At 37.4% G+C, this 17,643-nt stretch carries 21 protein-coding genes; 4 read left to right on the top strand and 17 right to left on the bottom strand.

What is annotated here, in order from left to right:
* Positions 1–363 precede the first annotated feature (363 nt).
* The 5 genes from AC1VNJ_RS13240 to gad form a co-directional block, all read right to left on the bottom strand.
* Positions 364–711, bottom strand: a complete 348-nt coding sequence (locus AC1VNJ_RS13240) for a hypothetical protein (protein ID WP_406902043.1) — start codon at positions 709–711, stop codon at positions 364–366.
* A 200-nt stretch (positions 712–911) separates the two neighbouring features.
* Positions 912–1,118: a hypothetical protein gene (locus AC1VNJ_RS13235; protein ID WP_482640887.1), complete on the bottom strand. Its 207-nt coding sequence runs from the start codon at positions 1,116–1,118 to the stop codon at positions 912–914.
* A 172-nt stretch (positions 1,119–1,290) separates the two neighbouring features.
* Positions 1,291–1,785 (bottom strand): cupin domain-containing protein, encoded by a 495-nt coding sequence (locus AC1VNJ_RS13230; RefSeq protein WP_048020802.1) that lies wholly within the window; start codon positions 1,783–1,785, stop codon positions 1,291–1,293.
* A 67-nt stretch (positions 1,786–1,852) separates the two neighbouring features.
* Positions 1,853–2,854, bottom strand: a complete 1,002-nt coding sequence (locus AC1VNJ_RS13225) for a hypothetical protein (RefSeq protein WP_482640886.1) — start codon at positions 2,852–2,854, stop codon at positions 1,853–1,855.
* A gap of 214 nt (positions 2,855–3,068) precedes the next feature.
* On the bottom strand, positions 3,069–4,472 hold the full coding sequence (gene gad / locus AC1VNJ_RS13220) for a glutamate decarboxylase (RefSeq protein ID WP_155017271.1): 1,404 nt from the start codon (positions 4,470–4,472) through the stop codon (positions 3,069–3,071).
* Positions 4,473–4,711: 239 nt separating this feature from the next.
* On the opposite strand from gad, the gene AC1VNJ_RS13215 reads away from it, so the two are divergent.
* The gene (locus AC1VNJ_RS13215) at positions 4,712–5,233 is read left to right on the top strand and encodes an LURP-one-related family protein (RefSeq protein ID WP_328172507.1); all 522 of its coding nucleotides are present in this window, start codon (positions 4,712–4,714) and stop codon (positions 5,231–5,233) included.
* Positions 5,234–5,303: 70 nt separating this feature from the next.
* Here the strand turns inward: AC1VNJ_RS13215 and AC1VNJ_RS13210 are convergent, their stop codons facing one another.
* The 11 genes from AC1VNJ_RS13210 to AC1VNJ_RS13160 form a co-directional block, all read right to left on the bottom strand.
* Positions 5,304–5,615 (bottom strand): hypothetical protein, encoded by a 312-nt coding sequence (locus tag AC1VNJ_RS13210; protein ID WP_482640885.1) that lies wholly within the window; start codon positions 5,613–5,615, stop codon positions 5,304–5,306.
* A gap of 112 nt (positions 5,616–5,727) precedes the next feature.
* A complete protein-coding gene (locus tag AC1VNJ_RS13205; RefSeq protein WP_482640884.1) occupies positions 5,728–7,689 on the bottom strand; it encodes a GTP-binding protein in 1,962 nt (653 codons plus the stop codon).
* A gap of 116 nt (positions 7,690–7,805) precedes the next feature.
* Positions 7,806–7,997: a hypothetical protein gene (locus AC1VNJ_RS13200; protein ID WP_034266339.1), complete on the bottom strand. Its 192-nt coding sequence runs from the start codon at positions 7,995–7,997 to the stop codon at positions 7,806–7,808.
* Between the two features lie 295 nt (positions 7,998–8,292).
* Positions 8,293–9,087: a formate/nitrite transporter family protein gene (locus tag AC1VNJ_RS13195; RefSeq protein WP_482640883.1), complete on the bottom strand. Its 795-nt coding sequence runs from the start codon at positions 9,085–9,087 to the stop codon at positions 8,293–8,295.
* A 191-nt stretch (positions 9,088–9,278) separates the two neighbouring features.
* A complete protein-coding gene (locus AC1VNJ_RS13190) occupies positions 9,279–9,623 on the bottom strand; it encodes a Na-translocating system protein MpsC family protein (RefSeq protein WP_034266345.1) in 345 nt (114 codons plus the stop codon).
* Between the two features lie 396 nt (positions 9,624–10,019).
* Positions 10,020–10,211 (bottom strand): hypothetical protein, encoded by a 192-nt coding sequence (locus AC1VNJ_RS13185; protein ID WP_033579060.1) that lies wholly within the window; start codon positions 10,209–10,211, stop codon positions 10,020–10,022.
* Positions 10,212–10,329: 118 nt separating this feature from the next.
* Positions 10,330–10,521, bottom strand: coding sequence for a hypothetical protein (locus tag AC1VNJ_RS13180; RefSeq protein WP_033579061.1), 192 nt, complete (start codon positions 10,519–10,521; stop codon positions 10,330–10,332).
* A gap of 101 nt (positions 10,522–10,622) precedes the next feature.
* On the bottom strand, positions 10,623–11,186 hold the full coding sequence (locus tag AC1VNJ_RS13175; protein ID WP_033579062.1) for an MFS transporter: 564 nt from the start codon (positions 11,184–11,186) through the stop codon (positions 10,623–10,625).
* Positions 11,183–12,619 (bottom strand): FAD-binding protein, encoded by a 1,437-nt coding sequence (locus tag AC1VNJ_RS13170; RefSeq protein ID WP_340843313.1) that lies wholly within the window; start codon positions 12,617–12,619, stop codon positions 11,183–11,185. Before AC1VNJ_RS13170 ends, AC1VNJ_RS13175 begins: the two co-directional genes overlap by 4 nt.
* A 197-nt stretch (positions 12,620–12,816) precedes the next feature.
* Positions 12,817–12,954, bottom strand: a complete 138-nt coding sequence (locus AC1VNJ_RS13165) for a hypothetical protein (protein ID WP_014459963.1) — start codon at positions 12,952–12,954, stop codon at positions 12,817–12,819.
* A gap of 81 nt (positions 12,955–13,035) precedes the next feature.
* Positions 13,036–15,018: a methyl-accepting chemotaxis protein gene (locus AC1VNJ_RS13160; RefSeq protein ID WP_482640882.1), complete on the bottom strand. Its 1,983-nt coding sequence runs from the start codon at positions 15,016–15,018 to the stop codon at positions 13,036–13,038.
* 149 nt (positions 15,019–15,167) lie between these two features.
* On the opposite strand from AC1VNJ_RS13160, the gene AC1VNJ_RS13155 reads away from it, so the two are divergent.
* Positions 15,168–15,392, top strand: a complete 225-nt coding sequence (locus tag AC1VNJ_RS13155; protein WP_014459961.1) for a hypothetical protein — start codon at positions 15,168–15,170, stop codon at positions 15,390–15,392.
* Between the two features lie 35 nt (positions 15,393–15,427).
* On the opposite strand, the gene AC1VNJ_RS13150 is transcribed toward AC1VNJ_RS13155, so the two are convergent.
* Positions 15,428–15,928 (bottom strand): metallophosphoesterase family protein, encoded by a 501-nt coding sequence (locus AC1VNJ_RS13150; protein ID WP_033579065.1) that lies wholly within the window; start codon positions 15,926–15,928, stop codon positions 15,428–15,430.
* Positions 15,929–16,084: 156 nt separating this feature from the next.
* Here AC1VNJ_RS13150 and AC1VNJ_RS13145 point away from each other — a divergent pair, with 156 nt between their 5' ends.
* Both AC1VNJ_RS13145 and AC1VNJ_RS13140 read left to right on the top strand, forming a co-directional pair.
* Positions 16,085–16,384: a hypothetical protein gene (locus tag AC1VNJ_RS13145; protein WP_013083290.1), complete on the top strand. Its 300-nt coding sequence runs from the start codon at positions 16,085–16,087 to the stop codon at positions 16,382–16,384.
* A 147-nt stretch (positions 16,385–16,531) separates the two neighbouring features.
* On the top strand, positions 16,532–17,641 hold the full coding sequence (locus AC1VNJ_RS13140) for a metallophosphoesterase (protein ID WP_034266356.1): 1,110 nt from the start codon (positions 16,532–16,534) through the stop codon (positions 17,639–17,641).
* Positions 17,642–17,643: the final 2 nt, after the last annotated feature.

Here is a 17,643-nt window from a genome sequence, read left to right as displayed (position 1 = left end):
TCATTTTATATGTAATTAAGTAATGCCCTATGGTTTATCCTAGAACTTTACAATTTTGCATCCCAAGTTTAAGGTAGCTATGAATCAGTGTGATAGTAGTTGATTTAATGTAGAAGCGAAAAAAAAGGAAAAAGAACAACTTCTTCCCCTCCATCCGCTTGTCATACAAACTTTTCAAGTTACTAGTTTCAAGGCTTCACTCACTAAGGTATGTTTCCTAATCGTAGTCATGAATTTTATCAAATAGACCAAATTTATTTCTTTTGTAAGTAAACAATGGTGATTCATTAAGAATACAAACTGATTGAACATTAAGTGAAAAATAGCACATGGTGTAACCAGAACACCATGTGCTATTTTTAATTATTTCGTTAATCCGCAAAAACCTGAATCATCCACTTCCTGCATACCATTATCTAGCGCGTACCGAACTTGTGAACACTTCCATAAAGTTCTACTAAATCCAGAAGGGTTTTCCTTCTTTTCCTCTGCCACTTTTTTCTGTGTTTCAGTAGGTAATTTTGGAATAAGATAAGCCGCTGCTTTTTCTTCTTCTACCATGACGGGTGTTACTTTAATGAATAACCCATCTTCGGCAATAGACTTTTCTTCATCTTCGGCACGATCACGTTCACTTTTTTCTTCCGCTTTTCTAGTTCGTTCTTGCTCCTCTTCTGCATGTTTCGCGATAGCTGCTGAATCTTCCCACAATGGTGCTTCTTCTTCAGAGGGAACAGTCTTGTCTTCTCCTTGTAGGGAGGATTCTGAAGAATAATGATCGCTCTTTGATTGTTCCTTTTCTACTGAATTACTTTTAGGGTGTTCTGTTGCGGACCCATGGGCATTACCTGCAGGAATGTTTCCTTCTTTTGATGAAGGTGTCTCTTGTTTATACGTTGGAGACTGCTCCGCTACATGAGTTGAATTAGTTTTATATTAGTTTTATTGTTGGTTGTTTCTTCTTTTTTAACTTTCTCTCTCTCTGTTTGGTCCGATGACGTAATTTCTTTTTTTGCAGTATTTGATTGATTTTCTTGAGATGTTTGCGCACCTTCCCCACAGCCTGCCAAAAATCCTAGTGTTAAAAACGGAAGTGCCAGTAAGCGTTTCATCTTCATAACAAGTTCCTCACCTTCTTATTCATTGGATGATTGACTTCAATGCAGCGAACTACTTAAGTTCGTACCTACCTTTGTTTCGTTTGCTTTATAGGTTGGATCAGGTGTTTTTAGACTTCGCATCTATTTTTTATATAAAGGAAAATCAACTGAAATTCACTTGCATATAAGCTTATTCTAAGATGAATTTATAATTATATTTTTCCGCAACATTAACTAATTGTTGCATCTGCTCTGGAGTTGGACCTTGGAAATCTGGTAGCCCAGAATCTTTTGGAACTTGTAAGCCTAATTCTTTTACAAAGCTGTCAAATTTAGCTGGTGATGCTGTGACAATCATTTCTCCACCGTCAATTCCGGCCTCAAATCGATGTGGAATTCCTTTAGGAGCAAAAACGTACTCATTTTCATTTACCTCAAAGATTTCATCACCTACAAAAAATATAAATCTCCCTTTTTTTATATAAAAAGTTTCATCTTCATTTTCGTGGACATGCAAAGGAGGCCCCATTTTGGGAGGTTCTACAAGGTGAACAACTGAAAAGGCACCATTAGTATCTTCTCCTGAAGCTAATATCGTAATTGTCTCTTGCATAAAATGATACGTATTTTGGTCATTTGGAATTCCGTGTAAAGGTTTGATTACTATATTTTTTAACTCACTCATAAATTATCCCTCATTTGTAATTTAATTTTAAAGGTATTCATCTATCATCTAAAAACCTACTACAGTATTAGTAACCATCTACCGTAACATCAGTAATTGACCCATCACTAGGACTTACTTGATACCAACCTTGTGTAGCTGTATGTTCCTCTCCTGTATCTTCATTATCCACAACATTTTCATAAACATGGATAATATAGTTTCCTGAGTCGTCAAGGTGATCGTATTCTACAAGAAGAGGTGAATCTTCAGATATGCCTTGTTGGTCACGAACTAGCTGGATAGCTTGCTCTTGGGAAACTGTTTGTTCGGCTGGTTCCTCTTCCTCAAGGGTTTCTGTATCTTCTTCTTGCTCTGATTCTGTTTGCGCCTCATCTTCCGAATCAGCCTGAGCTTCTTCCTCCTCCGCTTTTGCCTGAGTTTCCTCTTCCTCCTGCTGTTTCTTCTCTTCTTCTGCTAAACGTTCTTCCTCCGCTTTGCGATCTGCTTCTGCCTGAGCTTCAGCTTCTGCATCAGCCTTGGCCTGCGCCTCTTCTTCTTTTTGTTTGTCTTCTTCTAGCTGCGCGTAGTAATCATCTAATTCTTTTTCCATTTGCTGCTGCTCAAGGTCTGATAATTGCTTTTGTTGTTCTTGTATTTGGTTTTGAAGCAAAGCAATTTGTTCTTCTGAAGCATTATCAACAAAATTGATGTTTTCTACATAATCACCACTGGCGTCAAAATTAACTTCCATCATACAAAAAACATTTTGCTCTTGATTAATCCCGTAGTAAATATACTGATTGTCACCTACTTGGATATACTGATAACCATTCATTACGTTTAATAAGTAATCGCGATCAGCTTCTTTAGAATTAACGGCTTTTTTAATGGTTGATGCTTTTGTTTGTAATGTATTTGGCGATGATTCTTTTACAGCCGTTTTGTTGCCGTTTTCTTTCGTATGAACCGCTGTTGATTTCTCTGCAGACTCTTCTTTTTGCGATACCGTTTCACTGGACTCATCACTACACCCTGCTAGCAATGCGGCTAACAACGGAATACCAAAAGCAACTTTCAACATTTTCATAGACTATTATCCCCTTTTTTTATCTTTTTTTAGGTTTTATATAATTCTAAAGAACTATAAAACCTTAGGGGTTATTATACCAAAATTAAGAAAATATAAGAATATTTTCTTGTTTGATTTATGGTATTTTTTTGAAAAGATTATCTTTTTATGCATAAAAAAACACAAAGCCATGTACTTTTCATAACACGGCTTTGTGTGTTCGTAATCGATGTTAATGATGAAATCCATTGTCGTATTTCGTGTCTTTAAGAACAGGTCTATCCAATGAGTTAAGAAATTCAACGGCTTGTTTGAAATTAACCATAAATAAATGAGCAAGGTCTCTTGAAAATCCATTTCTAACAACAATGCGCATGATTGTGATTTCTTCCATGTCTGCTGGGAGTGGATAAGCAGGCACTTGCCATCCATACGTGCGCAATTGTCTAGACAGGTCATAAAGAGTCCAGTTTGGCGTGTATCCTTCTTTTAGTTTCCAAGCAAGAACCGGGATATCTGAACCATCTGCGATAATTTCGAATGCTTCCATTTCTCCAATTTCTTTGCTGAGAAACAGCGCGTTTTCTTGGGAGGTTTTTTGCACGGCATAATAGCCCTCTTTACCTAAACGTAAGAAATTGTAGTACTGTAAAAGGACTTGTGCTCCTGGTCTAGAGAAGTTAAGTGCAAAAGTTGGCATGTTGCCTCCTAAGTAAGAAACGCGGAAAATAAGATCTTCAGGCAAGTCTTCTTTTTCTCTCCAAATCACCCATCCTAAGCCAGGATAGACTAAACCGTACTTGTGTCCCGATACGTTAATGGACTTTACTCGCGGCAAGCGGAAATCCCAGATAAGGTCTGGTTGAAGAAACGGAGCGATAAAACCTCCAGAAGCAGCGTCTACGTGGATAGGAATATCTAATCCTGTCTTTTCTTGTAACTCATCCAATGCTTTTGCAATAGCAGCAATTGGTTCGTAAACTCCTGTATACGTCACTCCAAGAATCGGTACGACACCAATTGTATTTTCGTCAACCGCATTAATGACGCCTTCTGGATCTAAATAAGGATGATCTGCATTAATGTTCACATAACGAGGCTCTACGTCCCAATAGTTTGCGAACTTCTCCCACACCACTTGAACGGATGAACTAAATACAATGTTCGGCCGGTCTGTTGATAGCCCTTTACTTTTACGCAGTTTCTGCCACCGTCTTTTTAACGCCAGTCCACCAAGCATACAAGCTTCAGATGAACCTGTAGTAGAAACACCCATCGTTGTATCAGGATTAGGTGAATTCCACAAATCCGCTAAAATACGTACACACCTCTCTTCAATAGCCGCTGTCTGCGGATACTCGTCTTTATCAATCATATTTTTATCAAAAGACTCTCCATACAAACGCTTTGCATCAGGCTCCATCCACGTAGTAACAAACGTAGCTAAATTTAAGCGGGCATTTCCGTCTAAAGCAATTTCATCATGAATGATTTGATAAGCTGTTTCGGGAAGCATACCTTGATCACCAATACGCAGCCTTGGAATTGTCACTTCTCCTTGTCGAGAAAAAAGCGGATTAACAGGAAATTCATCAGGTAAATTTTTTTGTTCACGATGTGGATGCCATTGAGGCATAAAATATCATCTCCTTATGTATGGTGCACTTTGAATATCTAAAAATTACTTTACGTTTACCTGGTGCTATAAGAAGCAGGGTCTCCTTTACACATTATGAGCTTTGAAGACTATTTTCATTCTTTTCATTATCTGTAGCACGTAAGGACGAACTTTATTTAATAATACCCATGAAAATGGTCTTACCAAACTCAAAAGGTGTAAAATATGGTAATATATTGTAAAAGGAGGTTTTTTAAATGGAGAAACAAGGGATTATCTTGCAAGATAAGTTTTTCGAGTTAGGCGAATCTCCTATTTATAATGAATCACAAGACGTTATCGGAAATGTCGCATATAAGTTATCTATTGCTAATAAATTTGAGATTTTAAAAAACGAAGAGATCGTGTTTACAGGTAAATCTAAAATGTTTGCCCTTATGCCAAAGATGATTATTTCAGATCACCACGGAAATGAAGTTGGAATGATTCAACGGAAATTCACTTTTTTTAAAAAGAAGTATCTTTATATTAGAAACGACGGCGATACATATGAAATTACGGGGAATATAACAGATCGTAAATTTGACGTTTTGCGTTCCGGCGTTCCTGTCATTCAAGTCCGCACACTTTCTTCGTTTCTGTCATTACGTCCACACACGTTTGCTTTAGAATTTCTCGAACCTGATCTTGATAAGTGGGAAGGAATTGCGGTTGTACAAGGTGTAAGGATGATGGTAAAAGACGAAAACAGCAGTACAGCTACTGCTCCGGCTCAATAGTGGTTATAGAAGGTTATATGATATAAAAAAACGAACAAACTTCAATATAAAGTTTGTTCGTTTTTTTAAATTAAGGGCCAAATACTAACGTACCGATGACATGGTAGCCAATTGGTACAAGAAACAAGATGATATTTAAAATAATCGCCCATAGACAGAGCTTGTCTTTTTTTATAAAAAAACCAATAATTGCAGGGACAATCATGAGCGGAACTAAAAAGATAGGTGCGATAATAGGAAGACCTTGAAGCTTTTCAGCCGCAACAAGTCCTGTAAAAAAGTTAAGGATCAATAAAGTATTAATGATAACATATAAAAGTGAAATTCCTCCAAGAACCCCACCTATTATCCCGCTTTTAGTTGTTTTAACAGTAGCATCCACGTTTCTATCACCTCATTTTTTAGAAATATAAGTAAACTATACTATAATGTGGTTTTTATTGTAAAGGTAAGGTATGGAGAAAAAACACTGTAGCAATTGCTACAGTGTTTTTTTATAAACAGTGCATTTTTTCTTCTGCTTCTTTCCAAGGAACCGTATATCCCTGTCCTTTGGCGCAAAAGACAGAGGATGAGCTGTATTCCGGATCTGCCTCTTTATTGTAGCGGATTCGTTCAATAACTTCTTCTTCATTATGACAACGTTCATACCCTCCGAATAATAGAGACATCGCTCCTTTTCCGTGCGTAAAAGATGCTAGCGTCGAACCGTAGTTCATAAAAGTAGCAACAGGAACTTTCCCTGTAATAATCGCTTTGTTTTCGGTTGTTACAGGAGAATCAAAGCGGCCGTGTGCGCTTTGAACATCAGCTAATACCCTCCCCATTTGATCAATATCCACTTTAATTTTAAAGTCATAATACGGTTCTAGCACAATATTTTTGGCTTTTTCTAACCCTTGTCGTAATGCTCGGTACGTTGCTTCTCTAAAATCTCCTCCGCTTGTATGCTTGTTGTGAGCTCGTCCGGTACACAACGTCACTTTTAGATCAGTAGTAGGCGACCCCGTTAGCAAACCGTGATGCGGCTTTTCAAATATATGCTGACGGACTAGATTTTGATACCCAACGGATAAATCATCGGCGTGACAAGCATTTTCAAAGGTAATTCCGCTGTTTCGTTCCGCTGCTTCTATTTTCAAGTGAACTTCTGCATAGTGTTTCAACGGTTCAAAATGCCCGTAGCCCATCACTGTATTTTCAATGGATTCTTTGTACAAAATTTCTGGTTCTTCAAACTGTACGTTTATATTAAAACGTTCTTTTATCAGTTTTTCGAGAACTTCAAGCTGAATGGCTCCCATCACATGAATATGAAGCTCTTGAGTCCTTTCTTCCCACGTCACATGTAAAGAAGGATCTTCGGCATCTAATAGTTGAAAAAGTTTAATTCCTTCTTTTGGATGAACAGAAGGCTCAAAAACAACTTTTGATTTTAACGTAGGCAAAAGTTCGTAGGAGCGGCTTTCTTTTAACGTTCCAAGACCGTCTCCAACGGATGCTGAAGTCAATCCTGTAACTGCAAAAAGTTCGCCTGCTGAACCTTCATTTACGTTTTTGAATGTGCTTCCGTTATAAGCACGAATTTGAGTGATTTTTTCTTCGTATAGCTCTCCGTTTTTTTCATAAGCCACTTCATCACGCACTTGCAGTGTCCCGCTTAGAGCTTTGATAAACGTGATGCGCATGCCGTTTTCATCGTGCCGAATTTTATATACACGCCCTGAAAATGCTTCTTCCTGCGAGTAGTGAGTTTCTGATAGCAAATCGAGCTTTTCTAAAAAACTTTCAATACCGATGTCTTGCAAAGCTGATCCACAAGCACACGGGAAAATCTGATTGGCTTGAATAAGCTTTTGCATAGCCGCTTTCCAATAAGCTTGATCATTCTTGCCTTCCATAAATGCATCTAAAAACTCTTCATCTTTTTCAGCTGTAAATTCAATAAGTTCCTCACTTAACGAGCCGTCTACAAGCTCTGAAGTTATGTCAAAAACATCAGCGGTTAAGTTATGTTTAATATCGTTTATAACACGTTCAGGATCTGCTCCTACACGATCAATTTTATTGATGAAAAAGAATACGGGCACACGATGTTTTTGAAGCAGCTGCCAAACCGTTTCTGTATGGCCTTCAACTCCTTCTACTGCACTTAAGATAACAATCGCATAGTCCATCACTTGAATAGAACGTTCCATTTCAGGTGAAAAATCGACGTGGCCAGGCGTATCAATTAAATAATAAGTAGAACCGTTATATGAAAAAGTTCCTTGATCAGCAAATACCGTAATGCCCCGTTCTTTCTCAATCGTATGAGTATCAAGAAACGAGTCTTTGTGGTCAACTCTTCCTCGCTGTTTAATACTTTTTGTGTGGTAAAGAAGCTGCTCCGAAAACGTAGTCTTCCCTGCATCCACATGCGCTGCAATACCGATTGTTTTGTTGAATTGTTTCATTGTTAAATACCACCTTACTGCTGTATGTATAGCTGTTATTCTCTATTTTATAATAATCGTAAGAAAAAGTGGACGACAAAGGCCTAGAGCTGCTCACATCAAAAAAGAATGCGTGATTAAACATCGCATTCCTTTTTTGTACGGCGTTTAGTATCTTTTCTGCCTTTTGCTATAAAAATAGCTGCTATAAGGCACCCAATTCCAGCTAAGTGCATGATGTTATTACCTGTCGCCCCTAGACTGTTACTAGTCAAACCAACTAAAATACTACCAAGTATAATCAATAAAACAGCAAGCATGAACTTCATTTTTTCACTCTCCGTTAGCGTTAGTAAGTTATTAAATATGATTTGCATATGAATCATATAAAACAGTAAGTAGTACTAGATATTCAATTGCGAATGTATTAATCAACATCTAGTTAACCATAATATTATTATGAAAATAATAGTGTGGATTCAAACGCTCATGGTACCATATTCTAATCGATTTATATGTTATCATACATAAATTGTTAAAAGTACATTTTTTCACCTTTCACTATCAAAAAAGCAGCCTCTTTACTAAGAGACTGCTTTTTTAATGACAACTGATAAATCCTGATTAAGAAGCTTTTTTTAATCGTTCTTTTTGTTTCTGTTGATAAGAAGAAAAATAAATAAGGCCTACAAATACAGCTCCACCTATCATATTTCCAGTAAAGGTAGGGATAATATTTGTCATAAAATCAATCCATGTAAAATGACCTGCAAAAATAGCGGCGGGTATAATAAACATATTGGCTACAACGTGCTGAAAGCCAATCGCAACAAATGCCATAATCGGAAACCAAATACCAAGAATTTTCCCCGTAACGTCGTCAGCGCCGTATGAAAGCCAAATAGCTAAACATACAAGCCAGTTGCAGCCCACGGCAGAAATAAGCGTTTTTAAAAATGAGTCGTCAATTTTAGCTTGAGCAATTGCTACCGTTTTATCTAAAAAAGGCCCCGTTTCTGTTAACCCGACAATATGTCCAAAGAAATACGCAATAAATACTGCACCTAAAAAGTTAGCAAGCGTGACCCAAAACCAGTTATGAAGCAAGTGACGAAGCGAAATTTTTCTTGCATACAGGGCAATGGAGACAGACATCATATTCCCCGTAATGAGCTCTGCTCCGCCAAGTACTACCAGCATAAGACCTACAGGAAAGACGGCCCCTCCTAAAAGATTTGATAAACTTCCCCATTCAGCTGGTAAATTACCAATGACGCGCACATCTAGTAAAAAACCAAGCGCAATAAATGCGCCTCCTAGAAACCCAAGCATAAGAATAGAAGAAAGGGATAACTTTGTCTTTGAAACCCCCGCTTCTAAAGCAATGTTTAACATTTTATCCGGCTTGTGAAATGCCATAAAACTCCTCCTTAATTAAAAAAGGCAGCACTCAAAAACACCTTTTACACAAGGTTTTTGAATGCTGCCTAATAATCCTGCACTTTCTTTACAGTATATCAGTCATCATTATTTATAATAAAACTAAATAAAAAACAAGCAGATCCTACTTCTCTTTCATTTAATTAAATTATGTATTTTGCGTTGTTCTTCTACTGAATATTGGTTTCAAACACAAATACGGAAACGGCGATATCTTCTTCCACTTTGATATCGGAAAATAAATAGTTCAGCTTAGCTCCTAACAAGTCTTCAAGTCCTTCTGGAGGAGATGAAGCATAAAGGTTTTGAATAAGCTTCGTTCTTGCCATATGTACCGTCTCTTTACCTTCGGTTGTTCTCGCGATAAATTGTTCAGCTGACGTTAAGTTGCCGTACAAAGTTGAAATAGCCATGTTTTGAACGAATACAGTATGAATTCGTTCTGGACCTTTTCCAAAAAGTTTTTTGCGCAGCTTTCGGATAATATCATTAAAATCATGTATTTTTTTAGACACCGGTGTATGCCTCCGCTTATCTCGAGTATGTCTGTCCTGCTCATTCAAGTTTTCAACTAAGAATAAGTTACATTATACATGACGACGTTTACATTGTATACAATGTATCTGTTTTATTCTTATTAATCCAAACAATTGCAAAACTTTTACGGAATGAAAAAAAATCCTTCACTTATTAAAGTGAAGGATTACCTTTATATCTCTACTTAAAGGTTACAAATGAATTCTCAGTTATCAAAGAAATAACTAAGAACTTCGACAAGATAGCATGTCAAAATAGTCAAGTGGTATGTTTGTACCAGTACTTAATGCTATCACGTTAAAGTCATGGAATCCACTTAGTTTACTTTCATAATACTTTATTTAATTTAAATATTCTTTTTTGATAGGTAGCCCTTAATCTTCATCACGATCTGCTCTAAATTCATCATCAGATAATGAATTTAGTTGATGGCTAAGCTTTTCGTAGTTATCTTGTTTTTGATTTTGTTGTACATCATTAGATATAGGAGTTTTACTAGAAACAGTAGATTTTTTTCTAGTCTCTTCGCTTCCGCTAACTCCAAACCCAACATTGTTATCTGTCATCGGATTCACCTCTTTAACTGTTATTATGGAGAATTGCTCTAAAAAAATAACAGGAAACAAAAGGGACTCCCACTTAGCTAATAGCGGTCCAAGCTTCCTTATTTAACCTAAACCGTATTTAAATAAGAAAATGACCCGCTTTAACTCCATAGACAATACCGATAAAAAAACTTGCTATACCTAGTGTTTGACTTTTACATAAATACTTTATAGTTAAGCCTGGAATCAGACCCCATATAATGATGAAAATAGCGAACGATACTATAATAGAAGACCATGCATCTTGCCCTGATATACTTATACCTTGCATAAACGTTTCTCCTTTCAGTACTTATATCGGGAGAACATAAATTTTTTATAGTATCTTACTGTACGAACTAAAAAATTCAGGTGACCTGTCCATATATGCTTTTACAGCGAATGGTGGCGTTCAAGCTCGATTGTTTTTGGTTTTTGCCATATTAATACCCCTGCCGCTACGTACATAAACGAAGTGATGTAAAAAAGGCTTCCGATTGTCAGAAAATCAATGATATACCCTGTTGCAATAACGGCCAAGGCTGCCCATATAGAGGTCCATAAATGATAGTGTCCTACTTGTTTTCCTGTGTGAGCACGATCTGTCTGCCTAGATAACGCTATTTTTTCTGCTGTTTTTTGAAGAGCTCCAAGCAGACCCATTATAATTTGAATGATATACACCTGTGTGATCGTTGTTAAAACGGGAATCACAATCATAACAACGGCCATCCCAAACGTATATAAAAGAAGCAAGCGCTTTTCTCCTACTCTGTCACTCCATGAACCGATCAACGGATGACTCAAAGCTGCGGTTAAAGCAAAAATTCCGTAAGCTAAGCCAAATTGTGAATAGCTATCGCCAAGATTTCGAAGCAGTAAAAGGTAAAAAGGAAACACAATACTGCTTGCGGTAATCATCAGGCTTTGTGAATGTAAGAGTTGTTTGTACGTCATTTTCCATACTCCTTATAAAATAAATTAACGAACGTTTCGTTCCGGTCATATTTTCTTTTCAAATTAAAAAAGGCGGTTGTATGAGGGTAAGCCTCTTCTAACTGCTTCTTGCTTGGGTAGCCGTAGTAAGGCAAGTAATAGCTTCCCTGATGCTGCAGCGTCACATCCACCATTTTTCGGACAACTCTTTGTGTATCAGAGATGCCTTGATTGTCTCTTTTCTGGTTAATAAGTAAAACAAGAGCAAACATATCGTCTTTTGCATAAGACATGACGGCTTTATTATCCTTCTCTACATAGCGAACGGTAATGTTCAATAAATTTAATTCCTCAGTTGATAACACTTGACGTAAATCATCGATGTAAGAAGCAAATTCATCAACTGGAACAAAGTATTCTTGCAAAATTTCCGTCCGGCTAGCACTTTCGTATTCCATAAAATCACTTTCAGAACGCATAACATTATTTCTTGTTTCAAGCCGTCCATTTTGTTTTAAGAAATAAGCCTTTTGTGTTTCCCACAGCATATCTTTGCCCCAGTCGCTATACCGAGACAGCCCTAGCATAAATTTAGGAAGTGCCACTATTTTTTCTGTTTTGAGCGGTTCGTTTGCAGTAGAAGTATTTTGAGAAGATAAACGGTAGTTTGTGACGTACATATCTGTTAGCAATTGATTAGGAGAAACGGAAATACGCGCCATATGCATACGAACGTCAGGATTATGCTGTACGTAGTTTTTAAAATACGCTGTATACTGCCTATAATCTAAGCGAATAATTTCATCTTCGTACCATTCATCGTCCGTCAAACGAAGCGTCACATCTAAAATGACCCCAAATAACCCGTAGCCTCCGTTTACTAAAGAAAACAGCTCGGGGTGTTTCGTCCGGCTAATTTCGATAATAGATCCGTCCGCCTGCAGGAGACGCATAGATTTGACCGTATCCATTAAAGAACCGTATCGAATATCTCTGCCGTGTACGTTCACGCTAATAGAACCTCCAACGGTAAAAATATTTTGTGATTGCATAACTTTAAGAGCAAGACCGTCTTTATGTATATATTGCTGAATATCATTCCACGTTGTCCCGCTTTGAACCGTAATTTCTTTTTGACGGGGCTTGTAATCTATAATTTTATTGTACTGCTTCATATCAAGTAAAATAGCATTAGGATAGTACGTCTGCCCTCCTTGGCTGTGCTGCATGCCTGAAATCGCTATTTTTTCATGATGCTGTGAAGCGGTTTTCACCCAATTTTTCAGCTGTTTTTCAGTGGTTCCATGCTTTATTTCTTTGACTTTTGTAGGAAGAAGCTGCGCAACATCCTCCGTTACAGGACGGGTTTGCTGCTGTTTATAGATATGATATGAGGTATACGAACCTACTAGATAAAAAGATAAAAAAGATCCTAACAACAGGTTTTTCTTCATCACAAACTGTAAGCTCCTTTCTTTATTTCTGTGAAATTATACCATACAAAAAAGTGAAATAACACTAATATAGTGTATTTTTACACTATATTAGTGTTATTTTGAGAAAGTATATGAAAAAAGCTTGTAATTTAATGTATGTTAACCTTATTGAAACAAAAAAAGAAAAGACACTAGGTCTTTTCTTTTTTGTTTTTTTATTTTTCAGCTTCGTATGCAACTAAAGCTACTCTTTTTCCCAACGTTTGTTGAAACTGCTCTTCTAGTTGTTTAAGCTTCGCATGCATATCATCGTTAATTGAAGCTGGCTCAAAGGTCATTTTTGTTTGCTCCATCGGATACTGTCACCTCTTTCATATGTGTATATGTTCTACTTTTTCCAATATAAAAGAGGTCTATGACGATTTGACGAAAGTTTACAAATTAAATTTACTGATGAGCGCTGTTAATTGTTCTGCCATTTGAGACAGAGATTGTGCGGAAACAGCAATTTCCTCCATTGAAGCCAGCTGCTCTTCAGTTGATGCAGCCACTTCTTCAGATGTAGCTGCATTTCCTTTAGCAAGGATTGCCATTTCACCTGCTGTACGAGCCACTTCTTCAACCGCTGCTGAAATTTGCTGAGCAGTCGCAGCCACTTCTTCTACTTGCGGAGTCGTTTCATTCATGCTGCTTAGAATCTGTTCGAACTTTTGAATAGCCGTTTGTGAAATTGTTCGTCCTTCTTCAACTTTGTTTGTAACTTGCTCCATTGTATGTACAGATTCCTGAGTATCTTGTTGAATAGCTTGAATAAGCTCAGAAATTTGAGACGCAGACACTTGTGATTGTTCTGCCAGCTTTCTCACTTCCGCTGCTACAACAGAAAAACCTTTTCCATGTTCCCCAGCTCGTGCCGCTTCGATTGCAGCATTTAAGGCTAGTAAATTTGTTTGAGCAGCAATGCCGCTGATTACTTCTAAAATGGTTCCAACTTCTTTTGAACGTTGAAACAAAGTACGAATCGTTGTATTAGATAGCTCGACGGACTGAGAAATGGATTCCATTTGTTCGACCGTTTCTCTCACGGCTTTTCCACCTTCTACCGCTTCAGACGTTGTGTGATTTGATAGCTGAGAAACAGTTTCTGTACGCTTGGCAATCGTATAAACTCCTTGTACAATCTCATCTAAAGAAGCTGCATTTTGGTCAATAACAGCCGTTTGTTTTTCTGCACTGGAAGCCACTTCTTGTATCGCAACCGATACTTGTTCAGTCGCAGCGCTCGTTTGCTGTGAGCTGGCCGTTAGCTCTTCTGAAGAAGCAGCCACTTGTTCTGCACTCATTTCAACATTTTGAATTAATGTGCGAAGGTTGTTTTGCATCTGACTAAAAGCATACCCTAACTCGCCGATTTCATCCTTTGAACTGACGGTAATCGCTGTTGTCAAATCTCCTTCACTAACGCTCAGAGCCTGATTCTTAAGCTGTTTGAGTGGTTTAATAATTGATTGCAACACTACAAAAATGGTAAGACTACCTATTATCAGACAAGCTACAATAATAAATAGTGTTTTGTAAAAGATAGGCTGTGCTGCTTCACTCACTTCTGATGAATACATAGTGCCTGCAACTTTCCAGTTCGTTGTTTTATTTGTCGTAAAGACCATCTTTTTTTCATCACCGTTAAAGGTATATTCAAAGAATCCGGAGCTCTTTGCATAAAGCTTGTCAAAAAGAGAATCTGTTGCTTTTGTACCTGCTTTTTCCGTAGGGTGAACAATATATTTTCTTTCTCCATCTAAAAGAAATGGATATCCTTTTTCTCCGATTTTCACTTTGCTGACAGCTTTATTGATGCGGCTTATATCTAAATTTAAAGCAATAACCCCTGTGCCATCCGCCGTTGTTTTTGCTACAGTAATAACGGTTTGACCTGTAGAGGCTGAGGGATAAGGTTCAGTGACAACTGTTTTCCCTTTGTTTTGCATGGCTAGCTTGTACCAATCTCGTTTTCTGGGATCATAGCCTGCTTGTGTCACTTTTTTAGGCGCTTGAATAAACTTCCCCTGCTCATTTCCTGTAAAAATGCTGACGGCTTCTGGATGAAGCGAAGCATATAAGTTAAAATCTTTGCTTAAAGTACTCATATCTTTTTCATTGTAGCGCTCGTTGTTTACCACTGATGCAAAAAACTCTACATCATGAATTTTTGGTCCAATGGTATCGTCAATCACCGAATTAATGGACTGTACATTTTGCTGTGCTGTGTTAATAATTTGGTTTTCAATTTCATGTTTCGCTGTTATGTAAGCTGATACACCTATCGTAACAGATGGCACTAATAAGATCGCTGCAAATGCTAGCACCAGCTTTGTCTTAAAGTTATTAAGGGACCTTTTTTTTCTTACTCTCTCCATGCTATGTAGCCTCTCTCTCTGTAGTTAAAAGTGATCGTGCACTTCCTTTCTATCGGCAAGACTTCATATTCCTTTAGTCATCGAGTGTATACATAATTAACAATGGGAGTGAAAAGATAAGAGTACGATAAAAAAAGTAGGTGATTTTAATGGAAGAAAGTAAAAACAGCAAGTCTTTTTCAATGTTTGAAACAGAAAAGGTTCAGCGCGGAGAAGAAAAAGATATTTTTAATATCTATAAAGAAGGAGTAAAAATTGCGGAAGTAAGAGGAACGGATCCTCAAACTCAGCAGGTTATTCCGATGCATGACTTAAACGACTATGAAGAAAATAAGCTTCACGAATATATCGCTCATTTAGACCACACAACGTAAACGTAAAAGTGCTAAAACAAGAGTCCCCTCTTGTTTTAGTCTTTAGAATCATAAAAAACATGTTCAAAGTGCAGCGTGTCTTTTTGTATGTACAGCAGTCCAAACGAAAATTGCTTTTGACGCCGCTTGTCAGTAGCGGAACCTGGATTAAACAATGTAATATCACCAATTTGTTTATGAACAGGAATATGAGAATGACCAAAAATTACTGCATCGACTTGTTGATGTTCAAATGCCAAAAGTGCACGTTTTTCAGTCGTTTTTCCTTTGCCATGACCGTGGACTACGCCAATCGTAACATCATCAAACGGAAGAAGTAATGAAGTTGGAAGTACTTGCTGAAGCTCTTCACTGTCCACATTTCCAATCACGCCGTGTACAGGAGCAAAAACGCGCAGTTCATTGTAGACATCTATCGTTTGAAAATCTCCGGTATGAATAATCGCATCAGCTGTTTTCAGTTCGGCTAGGAGTCTTTTTGGAAAATGTTTCGCTCTTTTGGGGATATGAGTGTCACCTAAAATAACGATCTTCATTTATGATACGCTCCTTTTTCATTCAATATGGTGTAGTGTAGCGTATTATGTTGGAATGAAGCAACTCTATACGGAGCGTCAGGCAAAAAATTTCTCTTTTTCGTTTAAGTTTGCGAAAATACTTTACATACTAAGTTACAGAATGGAGTTTTCGAAATGGAAGTAAAAATTAATCGAAACGCAGCAAAAGTATTAAAAAATGCCTTGGCTAGCCCAGAAGGTCAAGGAAAAATGATCCGTGTATATGTAACTATCGACCACGGTGATCATGCGCATTATGATTGGAAATTCGATACGCCGACTGAACATGATGAAATCGTAAAAACAGATAAAGATATCGATATCGTTTTAGATAAACGCGAGAAATTTTTAGAAGGCGTATGGATTCAATATTTCCACGTTCCAGAGCCTGAATTTGTGATTAGCAGCCTTCACCACGCTCATCACCATCATTAATACAAAAAACACACCTTGTTTTATAGGTGTGTTTTTTCGTTTGTGCAACAGGCAAAAATTTTATTGATGAAAGAAGAGATAAAATTTTGTTGAAGCAATAAAAATGAGCTATAGTGGAATTACGGATGAAAGAAAAGAGGTTAGCGTATGAAAGTAAGTGTGTTAGTAAGGTCTATTTTAGTTGTTATTTTATATAATCTATTCGTTCTGTACATCGGATGGAACGCTTGGGTGTGGCTTCACACAATGTTTGAAGTGGAAAACAAATGGATTCTTACGGTGATCGTTGTGTTTTTTGCTTATTCCTTTATCATCAGTCGCGCGTTTCAACAAGTGAGCATGTTTAAAATTGTAGGATCGTATTGGTTAGGATTTATTCAATATTCAGTTCTTTTGCTTCCTATAAGTAATCTAGCCGTATATATTCTCACTTTTCTAGGCGCTTCGCTTTCTACAGCTATCGATTCAATCGGACTTTTCATGATTGCTGCTTTTTTATTCATTTTTGCTTACGGTACGTATAATGCTTACAGTCCTGTAGTAAGAAAATATACAATTTCGCTTGCTAAAAAGACCAATCGGAAAAACCTTCGCATTGCCGTAGCATCTGATATGCACTTTGGCACATTGTCCGGCAAAAAACATTTACAGCGGCTAATCACTCATGTACAAAAGATACAGCCAGATCTTATTTTACTTCCTGGAGATATTATTGACGATGATCCCCACGTATTCTTTAAAAAAGAAATGGATTATATGATGAAGCAGCTCAAAGCGCCTTTAGGCACATATGGAATTTTGGGAAATCATGAGTATTACGGCGGGAAGATCCCTCAGTTTGTGGAAAGAATGAAAGAAATGAACATTCCTATTTTAATGGATGAAGTGTTAAACATAGGCGATAGCTTGTACTTAATTGGAAGAAAAGATAAGACGGATAAAAATCGAGACAGCTTTTTCGATTTAGCGAGTGAAACGGATCGTTCTCTTCCAGTCATTGCGATGGATCATCAGCCGCTTTCTTTAAAAGAAGCGGAACAAGCAGGCGTAGATTTACTTTTATGCGGTCATACTCACAGAGGACAAATGGCCCCTAATCATTTGATCACAAAGCGGTTATTTGAAATTGATTGGGGCTACAAACAAACTAATCAGCTGCATACCATTGTCTCTTCAGGATTTGGCTTTTGGGGTCCTCCTCTTCGAATCGGAAGCCGGTCAGAAATTATTCAAATTGATATTTCATTTACAAAATAGAG

The organism is Priestia sp. 3CA3 (assembly GCF_056836725.1).
The sequence above is the reverse complement of the archived record's forward strand: the minus strand, read 5'-3'. Positions and strand labels throughout refer to the sequence as shown.

What these genes read in the sequence shown, in the direction of transcription:
- AC1VNJ_RS13155 (WP_014459961.1), top strand. Translation starts at nt 15,168, where the DNA reads ATGGAAGAAAGTAAAAACAGCAAGTCTTTTTCAATGTTTGAAACAGAA.
- AC1VNJ_RS13205 (WP_482640884.1), bottom strand. Translation starts at nt 7,689, where the DNA reads ATGAAACAATTCAACAAAACAATCGGTATTGCAGCGCATGTGGATGCA.
- AC1VNJ_RS13195 (WP_482640883.1), bottom strand. Translation starts at nt 9,087, where the DNA reads ATGGCATTTCACAAGCCGGATAAAATGTTAAACATTGCTTTAGAAGCG.
- AC1VNJ_RS13165 (WP_014459963.1), bottom strand. Translation starts at nt 12,954, where the DNA reads ATGGAGCAAACAAAAATGACCTTTGAGCCAGCTTCAATTAACGATGAT.
- AC1VNJ_RS13230 (WP_048020802.1), bottom strand. Translation starts at nt 1,785, where the DNA reads ATGAGTGAGTTAAAAAATATAGTAATCAAACCTTTACACGGAATTCCA.
- AC1VNJ_RS13170 (WP_340843313.1), bottom strand. Translation starts at nt 12,619, where the DNA reads ATGAAGAAAAACCTGTTGTTAGGATCTTTTTTATCTTTTTATCTAGTA.
- AC1VNJ_RS13145 (WP_013083290.1), top strand. Translation starts at nt 16,085, where the DNA reads ATGGAAGTAAAAATTAATCGAAACGCAGCAAAAGTATTAAAAAATGCC.
- AC1VNJ_RS13160 (WP_482640882.1), bottom strand. Translation starts at nt 15,018, where the DNA reads ATGGAGAGAGTAAGAAAAAAAAGGTCCCTTAATAACTTTAAGACAAAG.
- AC1VNJ_RS13215 (WP_328172507.1), top strand. Translation starts at nt 4,712, where the DNA reads ATGGAGAAACAAGGGATTATCTTGCAAGATAAGTTTTTCGAGTTAGGC.
- AC1VNJ_RS13140 (WP_034266356.1), top strand. Translation starts at nt 16,532, where the DNA reads ATGAAAGTAAGTGTGTTAGTAAGGTCTATTTTAGTTGTTATTTTATAT.
- AC1VNJ_RS13175 (WP_033579062.1), bottom strand. Translation starts at nt 11,186, where the DNA reads ATGACGTACAAACAACTCTTACATTCACAAAGCCTGATGATTACCGCA.
- AC1VNJ_RS13180 (WP_033579061.1), bottom strand. Translation starts at nt 10,521, where the DNA reads ATGCAAGGTATAAGTATATCAGGGCAAGATGCATGGTCTTCTATTATA.
- gad (WP_155017271.1), bottom strand. Translation starts at nt 4,472, where the DNA reads ATGCCTCAATGGCATCCACATCGTGAACAAAAAAATTTACCTGATGAA.
- AC1VNJ_RS13200 (WP_034266339.1), bottom strand. Translation starts at nt 7,997, where the DNA reads ATGAAGTTCATGCTTGCTGTTTTATTGATTATACTTGGTAGTATTTTA.
- AC1VNJ_RS13150 (WP_033579065.1), bottom strand. Translation starts at nt 15,928, where the DNA reads ATGAAGATCGTTATTTTAGGTGACACTCATATCCCCAAAAGAGCGAAA.
- AC1VNJ_RS13185 (WP_033579060.1), bottom strand. Translation starts at nt 10,211, where the DNA reads ATGACAGATAACAATGTTGGGTTTGGAGTTAGCGGAAGCGAAGAGACT.
- AC1VNJ_RS13225 (WP_482640886.1), bottom strand. Translation starts at nt 2,854, where the DNA reads ATGAAAATGTTGAAAGTTGCTTTTGGTATTCCGTTGTTAGCCGCATTG.
- AC1VNJ_RS13235 (WP_482640887.1), bottom strand. Translation starts at nt 1,118, where the DNA reads ATGAAGATGAAACGCTTACTGGCACTTCCGTTTTTAACACTAGGATTT.